Annotated in this window: 18 protein-coding genes; 2 read left to right on the top strand and 16 right to left on the bottom strand. The window is 72.7% G+C overall.

Going from position 1 to position 19,131, the window contains the following annotated elements; translation table 11 throughout:
- Positions 1–20: 20 nt before the first annotated feature.
- Positions 21–356, top strand: coding sequence for a hypothetical protein (locus ACZ7MX_RS35630; RefSeq protein ID WP_472138330.1), 336 nt, complete (start codon positions 21–23; stop codon positions 354–356).
- Between the two features lie 21 nt (positions 357–377).
- On the opposite strand, the gene ACZ7MX_RS35635 is transcribed toward ACZ7MX_RS35630, so the two are convergent.
- The 6 genes from ACZ7MX_RS35635 to aroH form a co-directional block, all read right to left on the bottom strand.
- Complete coding sequence (locus tag ACZ7MX_RS35635; protein WP_472138332.1) at positions 378–554, bottom strand: hypothetical protein; 177 nt, start codon at positions 552–554, stop codon at positions 378–380.
- Positions 555–560: 6 nt separating this feature from the next.
- The gene (gene der / locus ACZ7MX_RS35640; protein ID WP_261952284.1) at positions 561–2,021 is read right to left on the bottom strand and encodes a ribosome biogenesis GTPase Der; all 1,461 of its coding nucleotides are present in this window, start codon (positions 2,019–2,021) and stop codon (positions 561–563) included.
- A 69-nt stretch (positions 2,022–2,090) separates the two neighbouring features.
- Entirely contained in the window at positions 2,091–2,678 is a 588-nt protein-coding gene (locus ACZ7MX_RS35645) for a lysophospholipid acyltransferase family protein (protein WP_234442383.1), read from the bottom strand.
- 110 nt (positions 2,679–2,788) lie between these two features.
- On the bottom strand, positions 2,789–3,520 hold the full coding sequence (gene cmk, locus ACZ7MX_RS35650) for a (d)CMP kinase (protein WP_472138334.1): 732 nt from the start codon (positions 3,518–3,520) through the stop codon (positions 2,789–2,791).
- Between the two features lie 109 nt (positions 3,521–3,629).
- Positions 3,630–4,715 (bottom strand): prephenate dehydrogenase, encoded by a 1,086-nt coding sequence (locus ACZ7MX_RS35655; protein ID WP_472138335.1) that lies wholly within the window; start codon positions 4,713–4,715, stop codon positions 3,630–3,632.
- Positions 4,712–5,074, bottom strand: coding sequence for a chorismate mutase (gene aroH / locus ACZ7MX_RS35660; RefSeq protein ID WP_472138337.1), 363 nt, complete (start codon positions 5,072–5,074; stop codon positions 4,712–4,714). The genes ACZ7MX_RS35655 and aroH overlap by 4 nt, the downstream gene beginning before the upstream one ends.
- Before the next feature lie 205 nt (positions 5,075–5,279).
- On the opposite strand from aroH, the gene ACZ7MX_RS35665 reads away from it, so the two are divergent.
- On the top strand, positions 5,280–5,975 hold the full coding sequence (locus ACZ7MX_RS35665) for a nucleotidyltransferase domain-containing protein (protein WP_472138339.1): 696 nt from the start codon (positions 5,280–5,282) through the stop codon (positions 5,973–5,975).
- 511 nt (positions 5,976–6,486) lie between these two features.
- Here the strand turns inward: ACZ7MX_RS35665 and ACZ7MX_RS35670 are convergent.
- From ACZ7MX_RS35670 to ACZ7MX_RS35715, 10 genes are all read right to left on the bottom strand, one after another.
- Positions 6,487–7,521, bottom strand: a complete 1,035-nt coding sequence (locus tag ACZ7MX_RS35670) for an ADP-ribosylglycohydrolase family protein (protein WP_472138340.1) — start codon at positions 7,519–7,521, stop codon at positions 6,487–6,489.
- A gap of 257 nt (positions 7,522–7,778) precedes the next feature.
- Positions 7,779–8,930 carry a pseudouridine synthase gene (locus ACZ7MX_RS35675; RefSeq protein WP_472138342.1) on the bottom strand — a complete coding sequence of 384 codons (1,152 nt, stop codon included), beginning with the start codon at positions 8,928–8,930 and terminating at the stop codon, positions 7,779–7,781.
- Entirely contained in the window at positions 8,930–9,676 is a 747-nt protein-coding gene (scpB, locus tag ACZ7MX_RS35680; protein ID WP_472138344.1) for an SMC-Scp complex subunit ScpB, read from the bottom strand. The genes ACZ7MX_RS35675 and scpB overlap by 1 nt, the downstream gene beginning before the upstream one ends.
- Positions 9,673–10,935 carry a segregation and condensation protein A gene (locus ACZ7MX_RS35685; RefSeq protein WP_472138346.1) on the bottom strand — a complete coding sequence of 421 codons (1,263 nt, stop codon included), beginning with the start codon at positions 10,933–10,935 and terminating at the stop codon, positions 9,673–9,675. The genes scpB and ACZ7MX_RS35685 overlap by 4 nt, the downstream gene beginning before the upstream one ends.
- An 82-nt stretch (positions 10,936–11,017) precedes the next feature.
- Positions 11,018–11,668, bottom strand: a complete 651-nt coding sequence (locus ACZ7MX_RS35690) for a hypothetical protein (RefSeq protein ID WP_472138348.1) — start codon at positions 11,666–11,668, stop codon at positions 11,018–11,020.
- Complete coding sequence (locus ACZ7MX_RS35695) at positions 11,653–12,669, bottom strand: ParA family protein (RefSeq protein ID WP_030416497.1); 1,017 nt, start codon at positions 12,667–12,669, stop codon at positions 11,653–11,655. The genes ACZ7MX_RS35690 and ACZ7MX_RS35695 overlap by 16 nt, the downstream gene beginning before the upstream one ends.
- A 489-nt stretch (positions 12,670–13,158) precedes the next feature.
- The gene (gene ald / locus ACZ7MX_RS35700; protein ID WP_362148916.1) at positions 13,159–14,274 is read right to left on the bottom strand and encodes an alanine dehydrogenase; all 1,116 of its coding nucleotides are present in this window, start codon (positions 14,272–14,274) and stop codon (positions 13,159–13,161) included.
- Positions 14,275–14,442: 168 nt separating this feature from the next.
- Positions 14,443–16,518 (bottom strand): tetratricopeptide repeat protein, encoded by a 2,076-nt coding sequence (locus ACZ7MX_RS35705; protein WP_472138350.1) that lies wholly within the window; start codon positions 16,516–16,518, stop codon positions 14,443–14,445.
- 163 nt (positions 16,519–16,681) lie between these two features.
- The gene (locus tag ACZ7MX_RS35710; RefSeq protein WP_472138352.1) at positions 16,682–17,308 is read right to left on the bottom strand and encodes an NUDIX domain-containing protein; all 627 of its coding nucleotides are present in this window, start codon (positions 17,306–17,308) and stop codon (positions 16,682–16,684) included.
- Between the two features lie 98 nt (positions 17,309–17,406).
- Positions 17,407–19,062, bottom strand: coding sequence for a CTP synthase (locus tag ACZ7MX_RS35715; protein ID WP_472138354.1), 1,656 nt, complete (start codon positions 19,060–19,062; stop codon positions 17,407–17,409).
- Positions 19,063–19,131: the final 69 nt, after the last annotated feature.

Consider the following 19,131-nt stretch of genomic DNA (forward strand, 5'->3'; position numbering starts at 1 on the left):
TCGGGGTCGTTGGCACATACGTGCACGCATACGACCCCTCCTCCCGCGTCCCGTACGCCCACCCGATCCCCGGCATGCGCCCGTCGCACGAGCACGGGACGACGCGCCCGGCCGACCGTGGTTCCGTCACGCCGATCTACGACGCGTTGTACGCCGAGTACCGCCGCTCCTTCCGGGCCCTGCCCGGGGACCGCACGGACGAGCCGGAGACCTCGGAAGTGCTGGGCGGCACCGGGAATTGGAGCCGTGCGTCGGCGTCCACGGGCCACTGGGAGGTCGTCGGCCGCCAGCCGTACCGCAGCCACCTCCCGGCCCTCCCCCCGAGCCCCCGGGACGCCCACCCCCGCCACCCCTGAGGGCCCGGGGCCCCGCAGCCGCTACTTCTTCTTGCTGCGCTTCTCCCGGACCCGCACCGAGATGTGGATCGGGGTGCCCTCGAAACCGAACTCCTCACGGAGGCGGCGCTCGATACTGCACCACCCCGGGGGATAACCCCCGGCCCCCCAGCCACCCCCACGCAGCCGGGACCACACCTCCCCACGGGACAACCGCAACAGCCGCTACTTCTTCTTGCTGCGCTTCTCACGGACCCGCACCGAGATGTGGATCGGGGTGCCCTCGAAACCGAACTCCTCACGGAGGCGGCGCTCGATGAAGCGGCGGTAGCCGGCCTCGAGGAAGCCGGAGGCGAAGAGGACGAAGCGGGGCGGCTTGGTGCCGGCCTGGGTGCCGAAGAGGATGCGGGGCTGCTTGCCGCCGCGGATCGGGTGCGGGTGGGAGGCGACGATCTCGCCGAGGAAGGCGTTCAGGCGGCCGGTGGGGATACGGGTCTCCCAGCCGGCCAGCGCGGTCTCGATGGCCGGGACCAGCTTCTCCATGTGGCGGCCGGTGCGCGCGGAGACGTTCACCCGCATCGCCCACGGGACCTGGACGAGGTCCCGCTCGATCTCCCGCTCCAGGTAGAAGCGGCGCTCCTCGTCGAGGTTGTCCCACTTGTTGTAGGCGATGACCAGGGCCCGGCCGGCCTCCACGGCCATCGTGATGATCCGCTGGTCCTGGACGCTGATGGACTCGCCCGCGTCGATCAGGACGACCGCGACCTCGGCCTTCTCCACGGCCGCGGCGGTGCGCAGCGAGGCGTAGTAGTCCGCGCCCTCCTGGAGGTGCACCCGGCGGCGGATACCGGCGGTGTCCACGAACTTCCAGGTCTTGCCGCCGAGTTGGATCAGCTCGTCGACCGGGTCGCGGGTGGTGCCGGCCAGTTCGTTGACGACCACCCGCTCCTCGCCGGCGACCTTGTTCAGCAGCGAGGACTTGCCCACGTTCGGACGGCCGATCAGCGCGACCCGGCGCGGCCCGCCGACGGCCTGGCCGAAGGTCTGCGCGGGCGCCTCGGGCAGCGCCTCCAGCGCCGCGTCGAGCATGTCGCCGGTGCCCCGGCCGTGCAGCGCGGAGACCGGGTGCGGCTCGCCGAGGCCCAGCGACCACAGCATGGCCGCATCGGCCTCGCCGGACGGGCCGTCGACCTTGTTGGCGACCAGCACGACCGGCTTGCCGGCGCGGCGCAGCAGCTTGACGACGGCCTCGTCGGTGTCGGTCGCGCCGACCTTGGCGTCGACGACGAAGACCACCGCGTCGGCGGCCTCGATGGCGAACTCGGCCTGCATGGCCACGGACGCGTCGATGCCGAGGACGTCCTGCTCCCAGCCGCCGGTGTCGACGACCTTGAAGCGGCGGCCGTTCCAGTCGGCCTCGTAGGTGACCCGGTCGCGGGTGACGCCCGGCTTGTCCTCGACGACCGCCTCGCGGCGGCCGATGATGCGGTTCACCAGTGTCGACTTACCGACGTTGGGGCGGCCGATGACGGCGAGGACGGGCAGCGGGCCGTGGCCGGCCGCGGCGATGTCGCCCTCGACCTCCTCGAGGTCGAAGCCCTCCTGCGCGGCGAGCTCCATGAACTCCGCGTACTCGGCGTCGCCAAGCGCACCGTGCTCGTCGCCGGTGGGGATCTGGTCGTTCATGAAGTCCGTTCCTCGTTCATCATCGTGATCGGTGGGCCGCTCGTCCGCGGCCCACTACTCAAGTTTCGGTCAGCGCCCGGTCAGGCGCCTGGCCGCTGCCAGGTGGGCGGTCAGCCGCTCCTGGATCCGTACGGTCGCCTCGTCGAGCGCCTTACGGGTGCGCCGGCCGCTGCCGTCGCCCGCTTCGAAGGCGTCGCCGAAGACGACGTCGACGCGGCTGCGCAGCGGCGGCACGGCCGGTGTCAGCCGGCTGCGGCGCTCCGCGCCGCCGAGCACCGCCACCGGCACGACGGGGGCGCCGGAGCGCACCGCGAAGTACGCCAGGCCCGCCCGCAGGGACGCGAAGTCGCCCGCGCCGCGGGTGCCCTCCGGGAAGATCCCCAGCACCCCGCCGTGCGCCAGCACCGCGAGCGCGTCGGTGATCGCCTTGCGGTCGGCGGTGCTGCGGTCCACCTTCAGCTGCCCGATGCCCCGCAGGAACGGGTCCAGCGGGCCGACGAAGGCTTCCTTCTTGATCAGGAAGTGCACCGGCCGCGGCGCGGTGCCCATCAGCATCGGGCCGTCGATGCCGTGCGAGTGGTTGACGGCGAGGATCACCGGGCCGGTGGACGGCACCCGCCAGGCGCCCAGCACCCGGGGCCGCCACAGGCCGTACATCAGGCCGATGCCGATCCGCCGGCCGACCGCGGCACCGGAGGCGCTCGGGACTCCGGACGGCTGGCCGGCCCCGGCCCCGGCGCCGGTGGGGCTCGGCGCCCCCGTGTCGGTCACCGGGCGAGTCCCGCCTTTTCGGCGCCGGCGCCCTCGATGAGGGTGACCACGCACTCGATGACCTGGTCGAGGGTGAGCTCGGTGGTGTCCACCTCGACCGCGTCGTCCGCCTTGGCCAGCGGCGAGGTCTTACGGGAGGAGTCCGCGGCGTCCCGCTTGATCAGCGCCTCGCGGGTGGCCGCCAGGTCCGCGGCCTCCTTGCCCTTGAGCTCGCCGCTGCGGCGGGCCGCCCGGGCCTCGGGCGAGGCGGTGAGGAAGACCTTGAGGTCGGCGTCCGGCAGGACCGTGATGCCGATGTCCCGGCCCTCGACGACGATGCCGTTCGGGGCCGTGGTGGCGATGGAGCGCTGCAGGTCGGTGATCAGGGCCCGCACCTCGGGGACCGCGCTGACGGCGCTGACCGCGGCGGTGACCTCCTGGGTACGGATCGGGCCGGCGGCGTCCAGGCCGTCGACCGTGATGGTCGGGGCGGCCGGGTCCGTACCGGAGACGATCACGGGCTTGACGGCGGCGTCGGCCACCGCCGTGGCGTCGTTCACGTCGATGCCGTTGTTGAGCATCCACCACGTGATCGCGCGGTACTGGGCGCCGGTGTCGAGGTAGCCGAGGCCCAGCTTGGCGGCGACGGCCTTGGACGTGCTGGACTTGCCCGTGCCTGCGGGGCCGTCGATGGCGACAATCACTGCAGCCGGGGCGGTCCGGGCGGCGGTTTCCACGGTGACGAACACCTTTCTGGTACACGGGGCGGGGTCCAAGGGCCATAAGGGCCTCGCCCAAGGTTACTGGCTCACCCGGACGGCACCGTCCACCGCGTCCCGGCCGGGCGGACCCGGGACGTCACTGCCGGATGGACCAGCCCCGCTCCCGCAGCTCGGCGGTCAGCACCGGAACCGCCTTCGGCTCGACCATCAGCTGGATGAAACCGGCCTGCTGACCGGTGGCGTGCTCGATGCGGACGTCCTCGATGTTGACCCCGGCACGGCCGGCGTCGGCGAAGATCCGGGCCAGCTCGCCGGGCTGGTCGCCGATGTACACGGCGACGATCTCGTACGCGGCCGGGGCGGCGCCGTGCTTGCCGGGGACCCGCTCGCGGCCGGCGTTGCCGCGCCGCAGGACGTCCTCGATGCCGCTGGCGCCGCCGCCGCGCTTCTCCTCGTCGGCGGACTCCAGGGAGCGCAGGGACCGGACGGTCTCGTCCAGGTCGGCGGCGATCTCGGCGAGCACGTCCGCGACCGGGCCCGGGTTCGCGGAGAGGATGTCGATCCACATCGCCGGGTCGGAGGCCGCGATCCGGGTCACGTCCCGGATGCCCTGGCCACAGAGCCGGACGGCGGTCTCGTCGGCGCCCTTGAGGCGGGCGGCGACCAGGCTGGAGAGCAGCTGGGGGGTGTGCGAGACCAGGGCGACGGCGCGGTCGTGGGCGTCCGCGTCCATCACGACCGGGACGGCCCGGCAGAGCGCTACCAGCTCCAGGGCGAGGTTGAGCACCTCGGTGTCGCCGCCGGGGGCCGGGGTGAGCACCCAGGGGCGGCCCTCGAAGAGGTCGGCGGTGGCGGCCAGCGGGCCGGAGCGCTCCTTGCCGGCCATCGGGTGCGTGCCGAGGTAGGCGCTCAGGTCGCAGCCCATCGCCTCCAGCTCACGGCGCGGGCCGCCCTTGACGCTGGCCACGTCGATGTACCCGCGGGCCACCCCGCGCCGTACGGCATCGGCGAGCGCCGACGCCACATGGGCCGGCGGCACGGCCACCACGGCCAGATCGACCGGCCCCGGGGGCGCCTCGGCGGTGCCCGCGCCGAGCGCGGCGGCGGTCAGGGCCTGGGCCTGGTCGTGGTCCTCCAGGTAGACCTGCACGCCGCGCGCGCCGAGGGCGAGCGCGGCCGAGGTGCCGATCAGGCCGGTTCCGATGACGAGTGCGGTCCTCACTGCGCGATGTCCTTTCGCAGCGCCCCGGCGGCGCCGAGGTAGACGTGGGCGATGCCGGCCTTGGACAGCTCGGTCTCCACATGGGCGAGCACCCGCACCACGCGCTCCATGGCGCCGTCGACGTCGAGCTCCTGTGCGCAGATCAGGGGGACGTCCGTGATGCCCAGGGCGCGCGCGGCGGCGGCCGGGAAGTCGCTGTGCAGATCCGGGGTGGCCGTGAACCACACGCTGATCAGGTCGTCCGCGAGCAGTCCGTTGCGCTCCAGGAGGGCGGTGAGCAGCTCACCGACCTGCTCCTGCATGTGCTCCGCGTCGTCCCGCTCCAGCTGGACGGCCCCGCGGACCGCTCGTACCGCCACGTCACTGCTCCCCTGTGTCCTCAGGCCACGCCACACATCCGTGCGCTTCACTGCTCAGCGTAACCAGCCGCACCGACATCGCGTACGCGACGGCCGTCCGCCCGCCCACGCCCGCGGCGGACCCGGCCGGAACGCACCGGCCCGGTCCCGGCCGTCCGCCGCAAACCTGGTGACATTCCCCCTCCCACCAGCCACAATCGCCGCCATGTCCGCAGCCGCCGCAGACCACGCCCTGGTCACCGAGCACACCGTCTACGCCTGCGTGATGGGCTCGCGGGCCTTCGGGCTGGCGACCGGGAGCAGCGACACCGACCGGCGCGGGGTGTTTCTCGCCCCCACCCGCCTGTTCTGGGGCTTCGAGAAGCCGCCGACCCATGTGGAGGGGCCGCGCGAGGAGGAGTTCTCCTGGGAGCTGGAACGCTTCTGCCAACTGGCGCTGCGGGCCAACCCCACCGCCCTGGAGTGCCTGCACTCCCCCTTCGTGGAGCGCATCGACGCCACCGGCCACGAGCTGCTGTCGCTGCGCGCGGCGTTCCTCTCCCGCCAGGTCCACCGCACGTTCACGGGCTACGCCACCGGCCAGCTCAAGCAACTGCGGGCGGACCTCCGACGCCACGGAGCGCCCCGTTGGAAGCACGCCATGCATCTGCTGCGCCTGCTGGCGAGCGCCCGCGATCTGCTGCGTACGGGCGCGCTCACGCTGGACGTCGGTGACCACCGCACCGAGCTGCTGGCGGTCCGGCGGGGCGAGCTGACCTGGGAGGCGGTCGAACGACGGATGGCCCGCCTGGCCGAGGAGGCCGACGCGGCGGTGTCCGGTTCCCCTCTCCCACCGGAACCGGACCGGGCCCGGGTGGCGGACTTCTTGTTCCGGGCTCGTCGTTCCTCAGCGCTTGGGTGAGGCTTTGGAGGAGCCTCCCACGTACTTGGCCGTCCCGCCGTGGTGGTTTCTCGCCGTTGCGCTTTGCGGCGCCCCCGCACGTGGCTGTCTGCGGCGCCGCGGGTCGTCTCGCCGTTGCGCCTGGCGGCGGGCGTTTGTGTGTCGGGTGCGGTGCCGGCCCTCCAGACTTCGTCCTCCGGTCCAGCCCCTCCCGTGAGGGGGTGGTGAGAGCTGGTTGGGGGCGGGCGTCATCCGTTGCCCGCGCGCACGTGGGCATCACCCGCACCCCCACCGGCCTTAACTTCCTCCCCAACGGGAGGGGACGGGCCGGAGGGGCCGGTTGTGTGGACGTAAAGCGTCAGCAGTCCACACAACCGGCCCCGGAGGCCCGTCACCGCACCCGACACCCACCCAGCCCGCCGCAGGCGCAACGGCGAGCGAGCCCCGCGGCGGGACGGACGGGTACGTGGGAGGCGCCGCCAAGCGCGCAACGGCGAGCAAGCCCCGCGGCGGGACAGACGGGTACGTGGGGTCAGAACCCCTCCGCGAGGGAAAGGAGTTCGCTGCGGTACTCGATGCGGGCGGACCAGTCCGCGGGCCAGGCGTCGGCGCCCAGATGGGCGCCGGCGAACGCACCGGTGAGGCAGGCGATCGAGTCGGAGTCGCCCGAGGTGCAGGCGGCCCGGCGCAGGGCGGTGAGCGGTTCGGTGGGGAAGAGCAGGAAGCAGAGCAGGCCGGTGGCCAGCGCTTCCTCGGCGATCCAGCCGGCGCCGGTGGCCAGGCAGGGGTCGGCCTCCCGGTCCGGGGCGGCGAGTGCCGCGTCCAGTCGGTCCAGGACGCCGAGGCAGTCGTCCCAGCCGCGGGCGATGAACGCGACCGCGGAGGCGTCCTGGCCGCGCTGCCACAGGTCCCCGAGCCAGTCCTCCCGATAGACGGTCCGCCGGTCGTGCGCGTACGTACGGAGCAGGGCGGGCAGCTCCGCGGGGGTCGCACCGTCGGCGAGGGCGCGCACGGCGTACGCGGTGAGGTCGCTCGCGGCGAGTGCGGTCGGGTGGCCGTGGGTCAGCGCGGACTGGAGCTGGGCGGCGCCGGAACGCTGGTGCTGGCTCAGTCCCGGGGCGAGCCCGATGGGCGCGACCCGCATGTTGGCGCCGCACCCCTTGGAGCCGATCTGGCTCGCCTCGGCCCAGTGGCGGTCCTCGTCGCTGAGCAGCTGACAGGCGCGCAGGCAGGTGTTGCCGGGTGCGCGGTTGTTGTCGGGTGAGCGCCACCAGGCGACGTACTCGGTGCGCACCGGGCCGACGAGCCGCTCCGGCGTCAGCTCGCCGGCGTCCATGGCCGCGCGGAGGCCGCGTCCCAGTGCCAGCGTCATCTGGGTGTCGTCGGTGACGAAGGCGGGGTCGGGCAGTGCCATTTGCCGCCAGGGGCCGCATGTGGCCTCGATCGCCGGTACGTCGTGGAACTCGGTCGGCAGGCCCAGCGCATCGCCGAGCGCCAGCCCGACCAGCGCGCCGGTGGCCGCGCCCTTGCCCGTGCCCTTGCCGGATGCCGAGCTTGTGGAGCTCATGTTCCCCATGGAAAAAACCACCCCTTAATCGTCATGATGACGTTAAGGGGTGGTGGGCCGACATAGCAAGCCAGTTGGCGCGCTCGGCGCCCCTGGTGAGGGGCGTTCCTTCGCTGACCCGCGTGCATCCGATGCCGGCACTCCGCCGCGAAACCCAGGCACACCCCCCACCCCAGGCAGGGGCCCGACCGCCCCGAAAACCGAGAACGGGCCCGACCCGCCTTGGAGGCGGGCGGGCCCGGTGGGCCGTGGGTGGGTCAGAGCTCGACCTCGCGCATCAGCATGCCGACCTCCGTGTTGGTCATGCGGCGCAGCCAGCCCGACTTCTGGTCGCCCAGGGAGATCGGGCCGAAGGCCGTACGTACCAGCTTGTCGACCGGGAAGCCGGCCTCGGCCAGCATGCGGCGCACGATGTGCTTGCGGCCCTCGTGGAGGGTCACCTCGACGAGGTAGTTCTTGCCGGTCTGCTGGACGACCCGGAAGTGGTCGGCGCGGGCGTAGCCGTCCTCCAGCTGGATGCCGTCCTTGAGCTGCTTGCCCAGGTCGCGCGGGAGGGGGCCCTGGATGGCCGCCAGGTAGGTCTTCTTGACGCCGTAGCGCGGGTGGGTCAGGCGGTGGGCCAGCTCGCCGTGGTTGGTGAGCAGGATGATGCCCTCGGTCTCGGTGTCGAGACGGCCGACGTGGAAGAGCCGGGTCTCGCGGTTGGTGACGTAGTCACCCAGGCACTGGCGGCCGTCGGGGTCCTCCATCGTGGAGACGACACCGGCCGGCTTGTTGAGCGCGAAGAACAGGTAGGACTGGGTGGCGACCGTCAGGCCGTCGACCTTGATCTCGTCCTTCTCCGGGTCGACCCGGAGGCCCTGCTCCGTGACGATCTTGCCGTTGACCTCGACCCGTGCCTGGTCGATCAGCTCCTCGCAGGCCCGCCGCGAGCCCATGCCGGCCCGGGCCAGCACCTTCTGGAGCCGCTCGCCCTCCTGCTCGCCGAACGTCTTGGGGGTCTTGATCTGCGGCTTGTCGTGCCGGGCGCGGTTGCGCTCCTCGACCTGGGCGTCGTACTCCCGCGGCCGTGCGGGCGCCTGGCCGCGGCCGCGCTGGGGGCCGCCCTTGGCACCGGGGCGCCCCGTCTTGGGGGCCGCACCGGTCCGCGGGCCGCCCTTGGCGCCGCCCCGGGCCGCCGCGCCCCGGCTGCCGCCCGCCTTGGGGCCACCGCTCCGGCGCTCGTCCTTGGAGCCGCCCGCGCTCCCGGATCCGCCCACGTCGTAGCGGCGCTCCTCGGGACGGGGTCGGCCGGCGCGCTGCTGCTTGTCGTCCCTCTTTCCCCCGGCCTTCGGCTGGGAGCCGCCCCCACCCGCGCCGCGGTAGTTGCCGCGTCCGCTGTCCCTGCTGTTCCTGCCGCTGCTTCGCATCAATGATCCGTCTGAGAGTCGCCGCTGTCGTCTACGTCGAACGACGGGATACCTTCCGGGGAGTCGCCCTCGACCGCGTCCGCCTCCGGGAGGAACGGTGCGAGCTCAGGGAGCTCGTCCAGGCCGCGCAGGCCCATCCGCTCCAAAAAGTAGTTCGTCGTCCTGTACAGGATCGCACCTGTTTCAGGTTCCGTCCCCGCCTCCTCCACCAGGCCGCGCTGGAGGAGCGTGCGCATCACACCGTCACAGTTCACGCCGCGTACGGCCGAGACGCGGGAACGGCTGACCGGCTGACGGTACGCGACCACCGCCAGTGTCTCCAAGGCGGCCTGGGTGAGCCGGGCCTGCTGGCCGTCCAGGACGAAGCTCTCCACGGCGTCCGCGTACTCGGCCCGGGAGTAGAACCGCCAGCCGCCGGCGACCAGCCGGAGATCGAATCCGCGGCCCTCGCGGGCGTAGTCGTCGGACAGCTCGCGCAGCGCCAGCGCGACCGCGCGGCGGGGCCGCTGCAGGACCCTGGCCAGGTGCTCCTCGGTAGCCGGCTCGTCGACGACCATGAGGACCGCCTCCAACGCCGGCTTGAGCTCCAGCTCGGCGACGCCCAGCGCCCCGGCCGGCGGCCCCGGGCGCTCCGCCGGCCCCTCGCCGTCCGCCCCGGCCTCCGTGACGTCGTACGCGTCGACGTTGTGCGCCTCGACGTCGTACGCCTCCACGCCGTACGCGTCGCCCTCGGCCACGCCGCTCATGCCTGCTCCTCTTCCGCTCGCCCGGCCCGCCCGGGTACCTGCTGCCGCTCCGGTTGCCGTTCCTGCCGGTCCGCTTCGGGCCGGCCTGGTTCCTGCTGTCCCGATTCGTGTCGACCTGGTTCCCGCTGGCCCGGTTCCTGGTCGAACTCGTCGGTGACGACCGGTACGGCCCCCTCCGCGCCCGTCCAGCGCACCGTGAGCGCCCCGAGCGCCTCCTCCTGGTCCAATGCCACCACCCGCTCGCGGTAGAGCTCCAGAAGGGCCAGGAAACGCGCGACGACCGTGAGGGTGTCGGGGGCGTCCGCGACCAGCTGCTGGAAGCTGGCCCCGCCGGCCTCCCGCAGCCGCGCCAGCAGCACCTCGGCCTGCTCCCGCACGCTCACCAGGGGCGCGTGGATGTGGTCGACGTAGACCTGTGGCTTGGCCTTGGGCTGCATCGCCTTCACCGCGAGCTTGGCGAACCCCTCGGCGCCGATGCTGATCACGACCTCGGGGAGCAGTTCCGCGTGCTGCGGTTCCAGCCCGACGGTGCGCGGGTAGCGCCGCGCCTCGACGGCCAGCCGGTCGCTGAAGATGTCGGCGATCCGTTTGTACGCGCGGTACTGGAGCAGCCGGGCGAAGAGCAGGTCGCGGGCCTCCAGGAGCGCGAGGTCCGCCTCGTCCTCCACCTCGGCGGCGGGCAGCAGCCGGGCCGCCTTCAGGTCGAGCAGGGTCGCGGCGACGACCAGGAATTCGGTGGTCTGGTCGAGGTCCCAGTCCGGTCCCATGGCTCGGATGTGCGCCATGAATTCATCGGTCACCTTGGACAGCGCGACCTCGGTGACGTCCAGCTTGTGCTTGGAGATCAGCTGGAGCAGCAGATCGAAGGGCCCCTCGAAGTTGTCGAGCCGGAGCGTGAACTTCCCGTCACCGCCGGCCTCTCTGCCGGCCCCGGCTCCGGCTCCGACCTCGGCTTCTACGGACGTACGGCCGGGAGTCTCCTCGGCCGCCTCTACGGAGGTCCCGCCAGCGGTTCCGCCACCAGACCCGTCACCGGTCCCCTCGGTAAGCCCGTCCCGGCCGCCGACCGGCGGTCCCCCGTCGGGCCCAGCAGGATCGTCGGCCGCAAGCTGCTCGGGAGACCCCACCGGCACCGCGGGCACCTGCACCGCGGGCGCCTGCACCGCGGGCGCCGGCCCCGCAGGTGTCTGCTCCCCGCCCGGCCCGCGCCCGAGTCGTCGGCGGGCGCGGGGGGCAGGGGTTTCGTCATGGTTCGGCATCGCGGTGGCAGGCTATCCCGCGCCGAGTGGTGTGACGTTTCAGCACCGCGGCGGACGCGCCGCGCGGCGGAGCCGGTGGTCCTCAGCGGCCGCGCAGCCGCCGCACCAGGATGCTGGCGTCGCCGCGCGACTCCAGGTCGGCGAGGACCACGGCGACCGCCTCGCGGACGATCCGGCCGCGGTCGACGGCGAGGCCGTGCTCGCCGCGCAGCACCAGCCGCGCGTGTTCGAGGTCCATGAGCTCCTCGGCGGAGACATAGACGGTGATCTTCTCGTCGTGCCGTTCCCGGCCGCTGGGGCGGCGGTTGGCGCCCCGGGTGCCCCGGCGGCCGGTGGCCGGTGCGGTGGCTGCGCCGCCGGCCTCCGGAGCGCCCTGCCGGGAGGCGCGGGTGCGGTGGGACGCGCCGCCGGCGCCGTCCGCCTCGCGGCCGCTGTGCCCGGCCGCGGGGGCGACCGGGGGCACCGGGGGCGGGGTGGCCGGTCCGCCGTCACCGGCCGTGGCCGGTGCGTCCGTACCGTCGTTCTCCGTGCGTCGCCGGCGTGCGGGGGCCGCCTCCGGCCCCTCCGCGGCCGGGTCCGGCTCGCCGGCCGGCGCCGGCACCCGGGGTGCCTCGCCGTTGGCCGCGGCCGCCGAACCCCCCGGCGTACGGCGGGGGGTGGAGGGCTGCAGTGCCACTCCCCCGGTGGTGCGGAACAGTTCGTCGGCTCCCGGCAGACTCACTCGGCGTGACACCGGGCGAGCACCTCCCTGGCGAGCTGGCGATAGGCGGCGGCACCGACGGAGTTGGAGGCGTACGTGGTGATCGGCTCGCCCGCGACGGTGGTCTCGGGGAAGCGGACCGTACGGCCGATGACGGTGTGGTAGACGTGGTCGTCGAAGGCCTCGACGACACGCGCGAGGACCTCGCGGCTGTGCACGGTGCGGGAGTCGTACATCGTCGCGAGGATGCCGTCGAGCTCCAGCTCCGGGTTGAGCCGCTCCTGGACCTTCTCGATGGTCTCGGTGAGCAGCGCGACACCGCGCAGCGCGAAGAACTCGCACTCCAGCGGCACGATGACCTTGTGAGCCGCCGTCAGGGCGTTGACGGTGAGCAGGCCGAGCGAGGGCTGGCAGTCGATGACGATGTAGTCGTAGTCGGCCAGCAGCGGCTTGAGGGCGCGCTGGAGGGTCGACTCGCGGGCGACCTCGCTGACCAACTGCACTTCTGCCGCTGACAAATCGATATTGCTGGGCAGCAGGTCCATGTTGGGGACCGCGGTCTTCAGCAGGACCTCGTCGGCCGACATGCCCCGCTCCATGAGCAGGTTGTAGACCGTCAGGTCGAGTTCCATCGGGTTGACGCCGAGGCCGACCGACAGGGCGCCCTGCGGGTCGAAGTCGACGAGCAGCACCCGTCGTCCGTATTCGGCGAGTGCGGCGCCCAGGTTGATGGTCGAGGTGGTCTTGCCGACCCCGCCCTTCTGGTTGCACATCGCGATGATCTTGGCCGGGCCGTGGTCCGACAGCGGTCCCGGGATGGGGAAGTAAGGGAGCGGGCGTCCGGTCGGGCCGACGCGTTCACGGCGCTGGCGCGCGGCGTCCGGCGCGAGCGTCGCGGCGTATTCGGGGTCCGGCTCGTACTCCGCGTCCGGATCGTAGAAGTGCCCCTCGGGCAGGTCGTCGTAGTCGGCGAAACGGGCGGGTTCTCCACTGCCCCGGTCGCCGGCCATGGCGTTCACGTGATGGCCGTCCATGCTCTGGTGGGCTGTCGTGGAAATGCTCTGATGGGCCGCGAAGGTGTGGATCGCGACGGAGCCGACAGCCTCGAACCCCGAGGGACCCTGGCCCCGTGCAACCGCTCCTGGTTGACCACCCCCGGGAGTAAATGTCGACTCATTCACAAGTCGTCTTACCTCCTTGGACGTGACCAGGAAACTTTATCGATAGGTCAGCGTGGCACCATGCCGACGGTTGGCGACTCTATGGCGTGTCGGGCGTCCGCAGCAACACAATCCACCGGACCCGGCACGATGTGTCGGTAACCGGACCCCTTGATGTCAAGGGCGCAAGCGGGATCGGACCGATGTTTCGGGGGTGCGCGAATCGGTTAAAGGGTTACGTTCACGGCGAGTTGAGAGACGACGTTCCGGAACGGCGTGCACCGTGCGTCACACACGCCACCGGCCGGGCCCTGTCGACAAGGCCCGGCCGGATGCTCAGCGTTGACGCGCTTCGTTGACGTCTCAGCCCAGGAGGGTGCGCAGTTCGGTGCACTCGAGACCGTGGGCCTCGGCGACCGGGCCGTAAACGACCTTGCCGTCGTGGGTGTTCAGGCCCTTGGCCAGCGCCGGGTCACGGCGCAGCGCCTCGACCCAGCCGCGGTTCGCCAGCTCCACGATGTAGGGCAGCGTGGCGTTGGTGAGCGCGTAGGTGGAGGTGTTCGGCACCGCGCCCGGCATGTTGGCGACGCAGTAGAAGACCGAGTTGTGCACCTCGAAGGTCGGCTCGGCGTGCGTGGTGGGACGGGAGTCCTCGAAGCAGCCGCCCTGGTCGATCGCGATGTCGACAAGGACACTGCCCGGCTTCATCTTGGCGACGAGCTCGTTGGTGACGAGCTTGGGGGCCTTGGCGCCCGGGATCAGGACGGCACCGACGACGAGGTCGGCCTCGACGACGGCCTTCTCCAGCTCGTAGGCGTTGGAGACGATCGTCTGCACCTTGGTGCCGAAGATCTTGTCGGCCTCGCGGAGCTTGTTGATGTCCTTGTCGAGCAGGGTGACGTGGAAGCCGAGGCCCACGGCGATCTGCACCGCGTTCCAGCCGGAGACGCCACCGCCGATGACGACGGCCTTGCCCGCGGCGACACCGGGGACACCACCGGGCAGCACACCGCGGCCGCCGGCCTGGCGCATCAGGTGGTAGGCGCCGACCTGCGGGGCGATCCGGCCCGCGACCTCGGACATCGGGGCGAGCAGCGGCAGCTGGCGGCCGGCCGTCTCGACGGTCTCGTAGGCGATGGCGGTGGTGCCGGACTCCAGGAGGGCGTCCGTGCACTCACGAGAGGCGGCCAGGTGCAGGTAGGTGAAGAGGGTCTGGTCCTTACGGAGGCGGTGGTACTCCTCCGCGATCGGCTCCTTGACCTTCAGCAGCAGGTCAGCGGTGCCCCAGACCTCGTCAGCGGTGTCCAGGATGGTGGCACCGGCGGAGACGTACTCCTCATTGGTGATGGAGGAGCCGAGGCCGGCGTCCTTCTCGATGAAGACCTGGTGGCCGTGGCGGACGAGTTCGTTGACTCCGGCGGGCGTGATGGCCACGCGGAACTCGTTGTTCTTGACCTCGCGGGGGATGCCGACCTTCACGTCGATCACGGTCCTTGAAAGAGAGGGTGCAGGAGGAATTATCCCCTCATGCGATGCATGACGGAACTGACCGCGCCGTACGCGGCCCAGCCAGTCTATTGAAGGAGCTCCCGTTGTCTAGCCTTGCAAAGCATTAAATCTTGAGAGAGGTACCACCGATTTCGTAGGTCACTCCGGGTGATCTTCCAGGAGTCGCTCCCCGGCGGCGCGGTGGAGCCCTGCCGCGCTTGGGTCCCCGAGCCGTTCGAGGGTGTCCGCGATCCGCAGCTGGAGGGCCGCCTGGAGCCGTCCGTCGTCCGTCTTCCGGACCAGTTCCAGGGCCTCCAGACAGGTCCGCAGCGCCTCCTCGGGGCGTCCGGCGTACTCCTGGACCCGTGCCGCCTCCCCGGTCGCCCGCGCCTGGCCGGCGAGATCGCCCAGCCTGCGGTACGTCCGGGCAGCCGCCCGCCACTGCTTGAGCGCCTCCGCCCACCGGCCGGACGCCATCAGCGCCCCGCCGATCCGTCCGTGCACCCGCGCCGCGTCCGCCGCCTCGCCGCGCGCCAGCCGCAGCTCCAGCGCCCGCCCGTACCAGTCGGCGGCCCGCACCCCGTCCCCCAGCTCGGCGTAGGTACCGCCCAGCGACTCCATGGCCCGGACGGTGGCCACCGGGTCCGCCACCGACCGTGCCGCCTCCAGTGCACCCCGGTAACGGCCGAGCGCCTGGGCCGTCCGCCCCGCACCGCTGTCCAGGTCCGCGAGGTTCAGCAGCGCGGCGGCCCGCTCGCGCGCCAGCCCGCGCCGCTCGGCGGCCCGCAGCACGAGGCCGTGCACCGTATAGAGGTCCGGCGCGGCCGCCTCGGCGCCCTGGTGCGCGAGCAGGGTACGGGTCAGCGCGGCCATCAACCGCCGGTCCAGGGTGTCGAGTTGGCCGTCCGCGGCGGCCGCGCGGGCGGCGGCGAGCAGCGCCGGGCGGCGGCTGCGCAGCCAGTGCGCCGCGGTGCCCCGGGAGCTGAAGCGCAGCGACCGGGGCAGTCCGGCGGCCTTCTGCCGGGCGGTGGATCCGGCCGGCTCGGTCATCGCCCGGCACGACTGCAGCAGCCGTACGGTCCGCTCCAGCACCCGGGCGCGGGCCAGCTGGAGCTCGGCCGGCCGCTCGTGCTCCCCGAGCAGCTCGCGCAGCAGCGGGTCGAGGCAGCCGGGGACGCGGTACTGCGGGTGCCGCGCGGCGTCCGCGGTCCCGGTGCCGGCGGGCGGGGCGTCAGGGTCCGCCGCGACCGGCCGCAGCAGGCCGAGCGCGGCGAAGTCCGCGAGTGCGGCGGCGGCCGTCGGCATCGAGCAGCCGGCCAGCGCGGAGGCGGTGTGCGCATCCACGAGGCCGGCCGGGGCGAGGGTGAGCAGCCGCAATATCCGGGCGGCGGTCGCCGGCAGCGCCTCGTAGGAGAGCCGGAAGGCCCGGTAGAGGGGGCGGGCGCCGCTGGGCAGGTCCGGCGGCACCGGGACCGCCCGCAGCGCCTGGTGCAGATCGGCCACCGACGACTTGGGGCGGGCGGCGAGCCAGGCGCCGGCCAGGACCAGCGCGGCGGGCTGGCCGCCGCACTCCTCGGCGACGCTGTCGGCGGTCCGCGGGTCGACGGTGATCCGGGTCGGACCTGCGTACCGCTCCAGGATGTCCACGCAGGCCGCGCCGTCCAGCCCGCCCAGGGTGCACGGGCGGACGTCCGGGATGCCGGTCAGCGGGCCCTGGGAGACGACCACGACCAGGCAGTCCGGGGCGTCCGGGAGCAGCGGTTCGACGGCGTCGGCGCCCGGTGCGTCGTCGAGGAAGAGCAGCGCGCGGCGGCCGGCGAGCGCCCCGCGCAGCCGCTCGGCCAGCTCGTCCCCGTCGGCGCCCGGCGGGGCGTCCGCACCGAGGGCGGTCAGCAGCTCACGGGCGGTGCGTCCGGTGTCGGCGACCTCCCCGCCCGGTCCGGTCAGCGCGGCGCGCAGCACCCCGTCGGGGTGATCGCCGGCCAGCTCGCCGAGCAGTTGCTCGGCGAGTGCGGTACGGCCCGAGCCGGGGCGGCCGGCGATCAGCAGCACCCGGCTGCGGGCGCCCTTGCGCCCCGAGAGGGTGTCCAGTCCGGCTCTGGCGATGTCGGCGTGCAGCGCCTTGAGCTCACGGCGGCGCCCGGTGAAGCCGGTCGCGGGGGTGGGGCCCGCGGCGGCGGGGGCCGTCGCCGTCTTAGGCGCGAGCCGGCCTGTGCCCACCGCCTGGTCCGTCACCGGTCACGCTCCCGTCCACCTGCGCGTACGCCCCCGCCGCAGGCGCGGGCGGGAACCCTTACGAGCGTAGTTCACGGGGCGTCACGTGCCGTGCGGAGCAGGGCGGTTGGGTCACCCGACCGGATCGGGACCGGCCGCCGGCGGACCGCGGCAGGGGGTGCGGTCAGTCCTCGAACGGGCGGGCCGGCCAGGGCGCATCGGCCGGCCGCAGCGCGTCCAGGCCCGCGCCGCGCTGCGCCGCGGTGAGTGCCAGCACGCCCACGACCAGGCAGTTGTTGTGCAGCTCACCGGCGAGCACCCCGCGCACCAGCTCCTCCTGCGGTACCCGCGCCAGCTCCATGTCGGCCTCCTCCTCGGCGACCTCGAAGCGCTCCCCCTCGGCCTCGGACAGGTCCCGGGCGAGGAAGATCCGCACGGCCTCGTCGCAGCCGCCGGGCGTGGTGTAGACGTCGGTCAGCACCCGCCAGTCCTCGGCCTTGACGTGGGCCTCCTCGTACAGCTCGCGCTGGGCGGCGCGCAGCGGGTTCTCCCCGGGGACGTCGAGCAGCCCGGCGGGGATCTCCCACAGCTTCATGCGCACGGGGTGGCGGTACTGCTTCAGCACCAGCACCCGGTCCTCGTCGTCGAGGGCGAGGACGGCCACCGAGCCGGGGTGGACCTGGTAGTCGCGGGTGACCTTGGCGCCGTCCGGCATCACGACCTCGTCGGTGCGGACGCTGGTCTTGTTCCCGGTGAACGGCGTGGTGGAGGCGGTGACCGTCCATTCCTCCGGGGTGTCCTTGATCGCCATGGCGCGTCCTCCTGTGTGAGCCTGCAACAACGCGGAAACCGGGGCACGACCTCGTCGAAGAGGCCGTACCCCGGCAACCGTAACCGGCGCGGTGGGTGCTACTTCGCGGCGCCCGTCCTGCGCGCGACCGCGGCCTTCACCAGCCCGGCGAAGAGCGGGTGCGGGCGGGTCGGGCGGGAGCGGAGCTCGGGGTGCGCCTGGGTGGCGACGAGGTAGGGGTGCACCTCGCGGGGGTACTCGACGTACTCGACGAGCTTGTTGTCCGGGGAGGTGCCGGAGAACTGCAGCCCGGCCTTCTTCTCCAGCTCACCGCGGTAGGCATTGTTGACCTCGTAGCGGTGGCGGTGGCGCTCCTCGACGTACCCCTGGTCGCCGTAGACCTCGCGGACGATGGAGCCCTCGGCGAGCTTGGCCGGGTACATGCCCAGCCGCATCGTGCCGCCCATATCGCCCTCACCTGCGACGATGTCCAGCTGCTCGGCCATGGTGGAGATGACCGGGTGGGCGGTCGCCGGGTCGAACTCGGTGGAGTTGGCGCCCTCGATGCCGGCGAGGTTGCGGGCCGCCTCGATGACCACGCACTGCAGGCCCAGGCACAGGCCGAGCAGCGGCAGCTTGTTCTCGCGGGCGTAGGTGATCGCGCCGACCTTGCCGTCCACACCGCGGTCGCCGAAGCCGCCGGGGATGCAGATCGCGTCGCAGTCGGAGAGCTGCGCCGCGGCACCGGCCGGGGTCCTGCAGTCGTCCGAGGTGACCCACTTGATCTTGACGCGGGCCTTGTTGGCGAAGCCGCCGGCCCGCAGCGCCTCGGTGACCGAGAGGTAGGCGTCCGGCAGGTCGATGTACTTGCCGACCAGCGCGACGTTGACCTCGTGGTCGGGGTTGTGGACGCGCTCCAGCAGATCGGCCCACTGGGTCCAGTCCACGTCGCGGAACGGCAGGTCGAGCTTGCGCACGACGTAGGCGTCCAGGCCCTCGGCGTGCAGGACCTTGGGGATGTCGTAGATCGACGGGGCGTCGATCGCGGCGACCACCGCGGCCTCGTCGACGTCGCACATCAGCGAGATCTTGCGCTTGATGGCGGTGGGCACCTCGCGGTCGGCGCGCAGCACGATCGCGTCGGGCTGGATACCGATGTTGCGCAGCGCCGCGACCGAGTGCTGGGTCGGCTTGGTCTTGAGCTCACCGGACGGGCCGATGTACGGCAGCAGCGAGATGTGCACGACGAAGACGTTGTCCCGGCCGACCTCGTGGCGGACCTGGCGGACGGTCTCCAGGAACGGCAGCGACTCGATGTCACCGACGGTGCCGCCGACCTCGGTGATCACGACGTCGACGTCGTCGGTCGCCATCCGCCGGATGCGGTGCTTGATCTCGTTGGTGATGTGCGGGATGACCTGCACGGTGTCGCCGAGGTACTCGCCGCGGCGCTCCTTGGCGATCACGGTGTTGTAGACCTGGCCGGTGGTCACGTTCGCCGAGCCGTCGAGGTCGACGTCGAGGAACCGCTCGTAGTGGCCGATGTCCAGGTCGGTCTCGGCGCCGTCGTTGGTGACGAAGACCTCGCCGTGCTGGAACGGGTTCATCGTTCCGGGGTCGACGTTCAGGTACGGGTCGAGCTTCTGCATGGTGACCCGCAGGCCCCGCGCCTTGAGGAGAGCACCCAGGCTGGAGGCCGTGAGCCCCTTGCCGAGCGAGGAGGCGACGCCCCCGGTGACGAAGAGGTGCTTGGTCGTCGTGGATTTGGCTGGCATGGCCAAGAGGGAGCTCCCGTGGTCGCGAGGTGGAGAGGTGCGAAGCGGCGCGTCCCGCGTCTGTGAGGG

Source organism: Streptomyces sp. NPDC107765 (assembly GCF_055657085.1).

Coding starts and splice junctions, on each gene's coding strand:
- ACZ7MX_RS35675 (WP_472138342.1), bottom strand. CDS start 8,930: ATGCGAAGCAGCGGCAGGAACAGCAGGGACAGCGGACGCGGCAACTAC.
- ACZ7MX_RS35665 (WP_472138339.1), top strand. CDS start 5,280: ATGTCCGCAGCCGCCGCAGACCACGCCCTGGTCACCGAGCACACCGTC.
- scpB (WP_472138344.1), bottom strand. CDS start 9,676: ATGAGCGGCGTGGCCGAGGGCGACGCGTACGGCGTGGAGGCGTACGAC.
- ACZ7MX_RS35685 (WP_472138346.1), bottom strand. CDS start 10,935: ATGCCGAACCATGACGAAACCCCTGCCCCCCGCGCCCGCCGACGACTC.
- der (WP_261952284.1), bottom strand. CDS start 2,021: ATGAACGACCAGATCCCCACCGGCGACGAGCACGGTGCGCTTGGCGAC.
- ACZ7MX_RS35670 (WP_472138340.1), bottom strand. CDS start 7,521: ATGAGCTCCACAAGCTCGGCATCCGGCAAGGGCACGGGCAAGGGCGCG.
- ACZ7MX_RS35645 (WP_234442383.1), bottom strand. CDS start 2,678: ATGTACGGCCTGTGGCGGCCCCGGGTGCTGGGCGCCTGGCGGGTGCCG.
- ACZ7MX_RS35710 (WP_472138352.1), bottom strand. CDS start 17,308: ATGGCGATCAAGGACACCCCGGAGGAATGGACGGTCACCGCCTCCACC.
- ACZ7MX_RS35695 (WP_030416497.1), bottom strand. CDS start 12,669: ATGGACGGCCATCACGTGAACGCCATGGCCGGCGACCGGGGCAGTGGA.
- ACZ7MX_RS35715 (WP_472138354.1), bottom strand. CDS start 19,062: ATGCCAGCCAAATCCACGACGACCAAGCACCTCTTCGTCACCGGGGGC.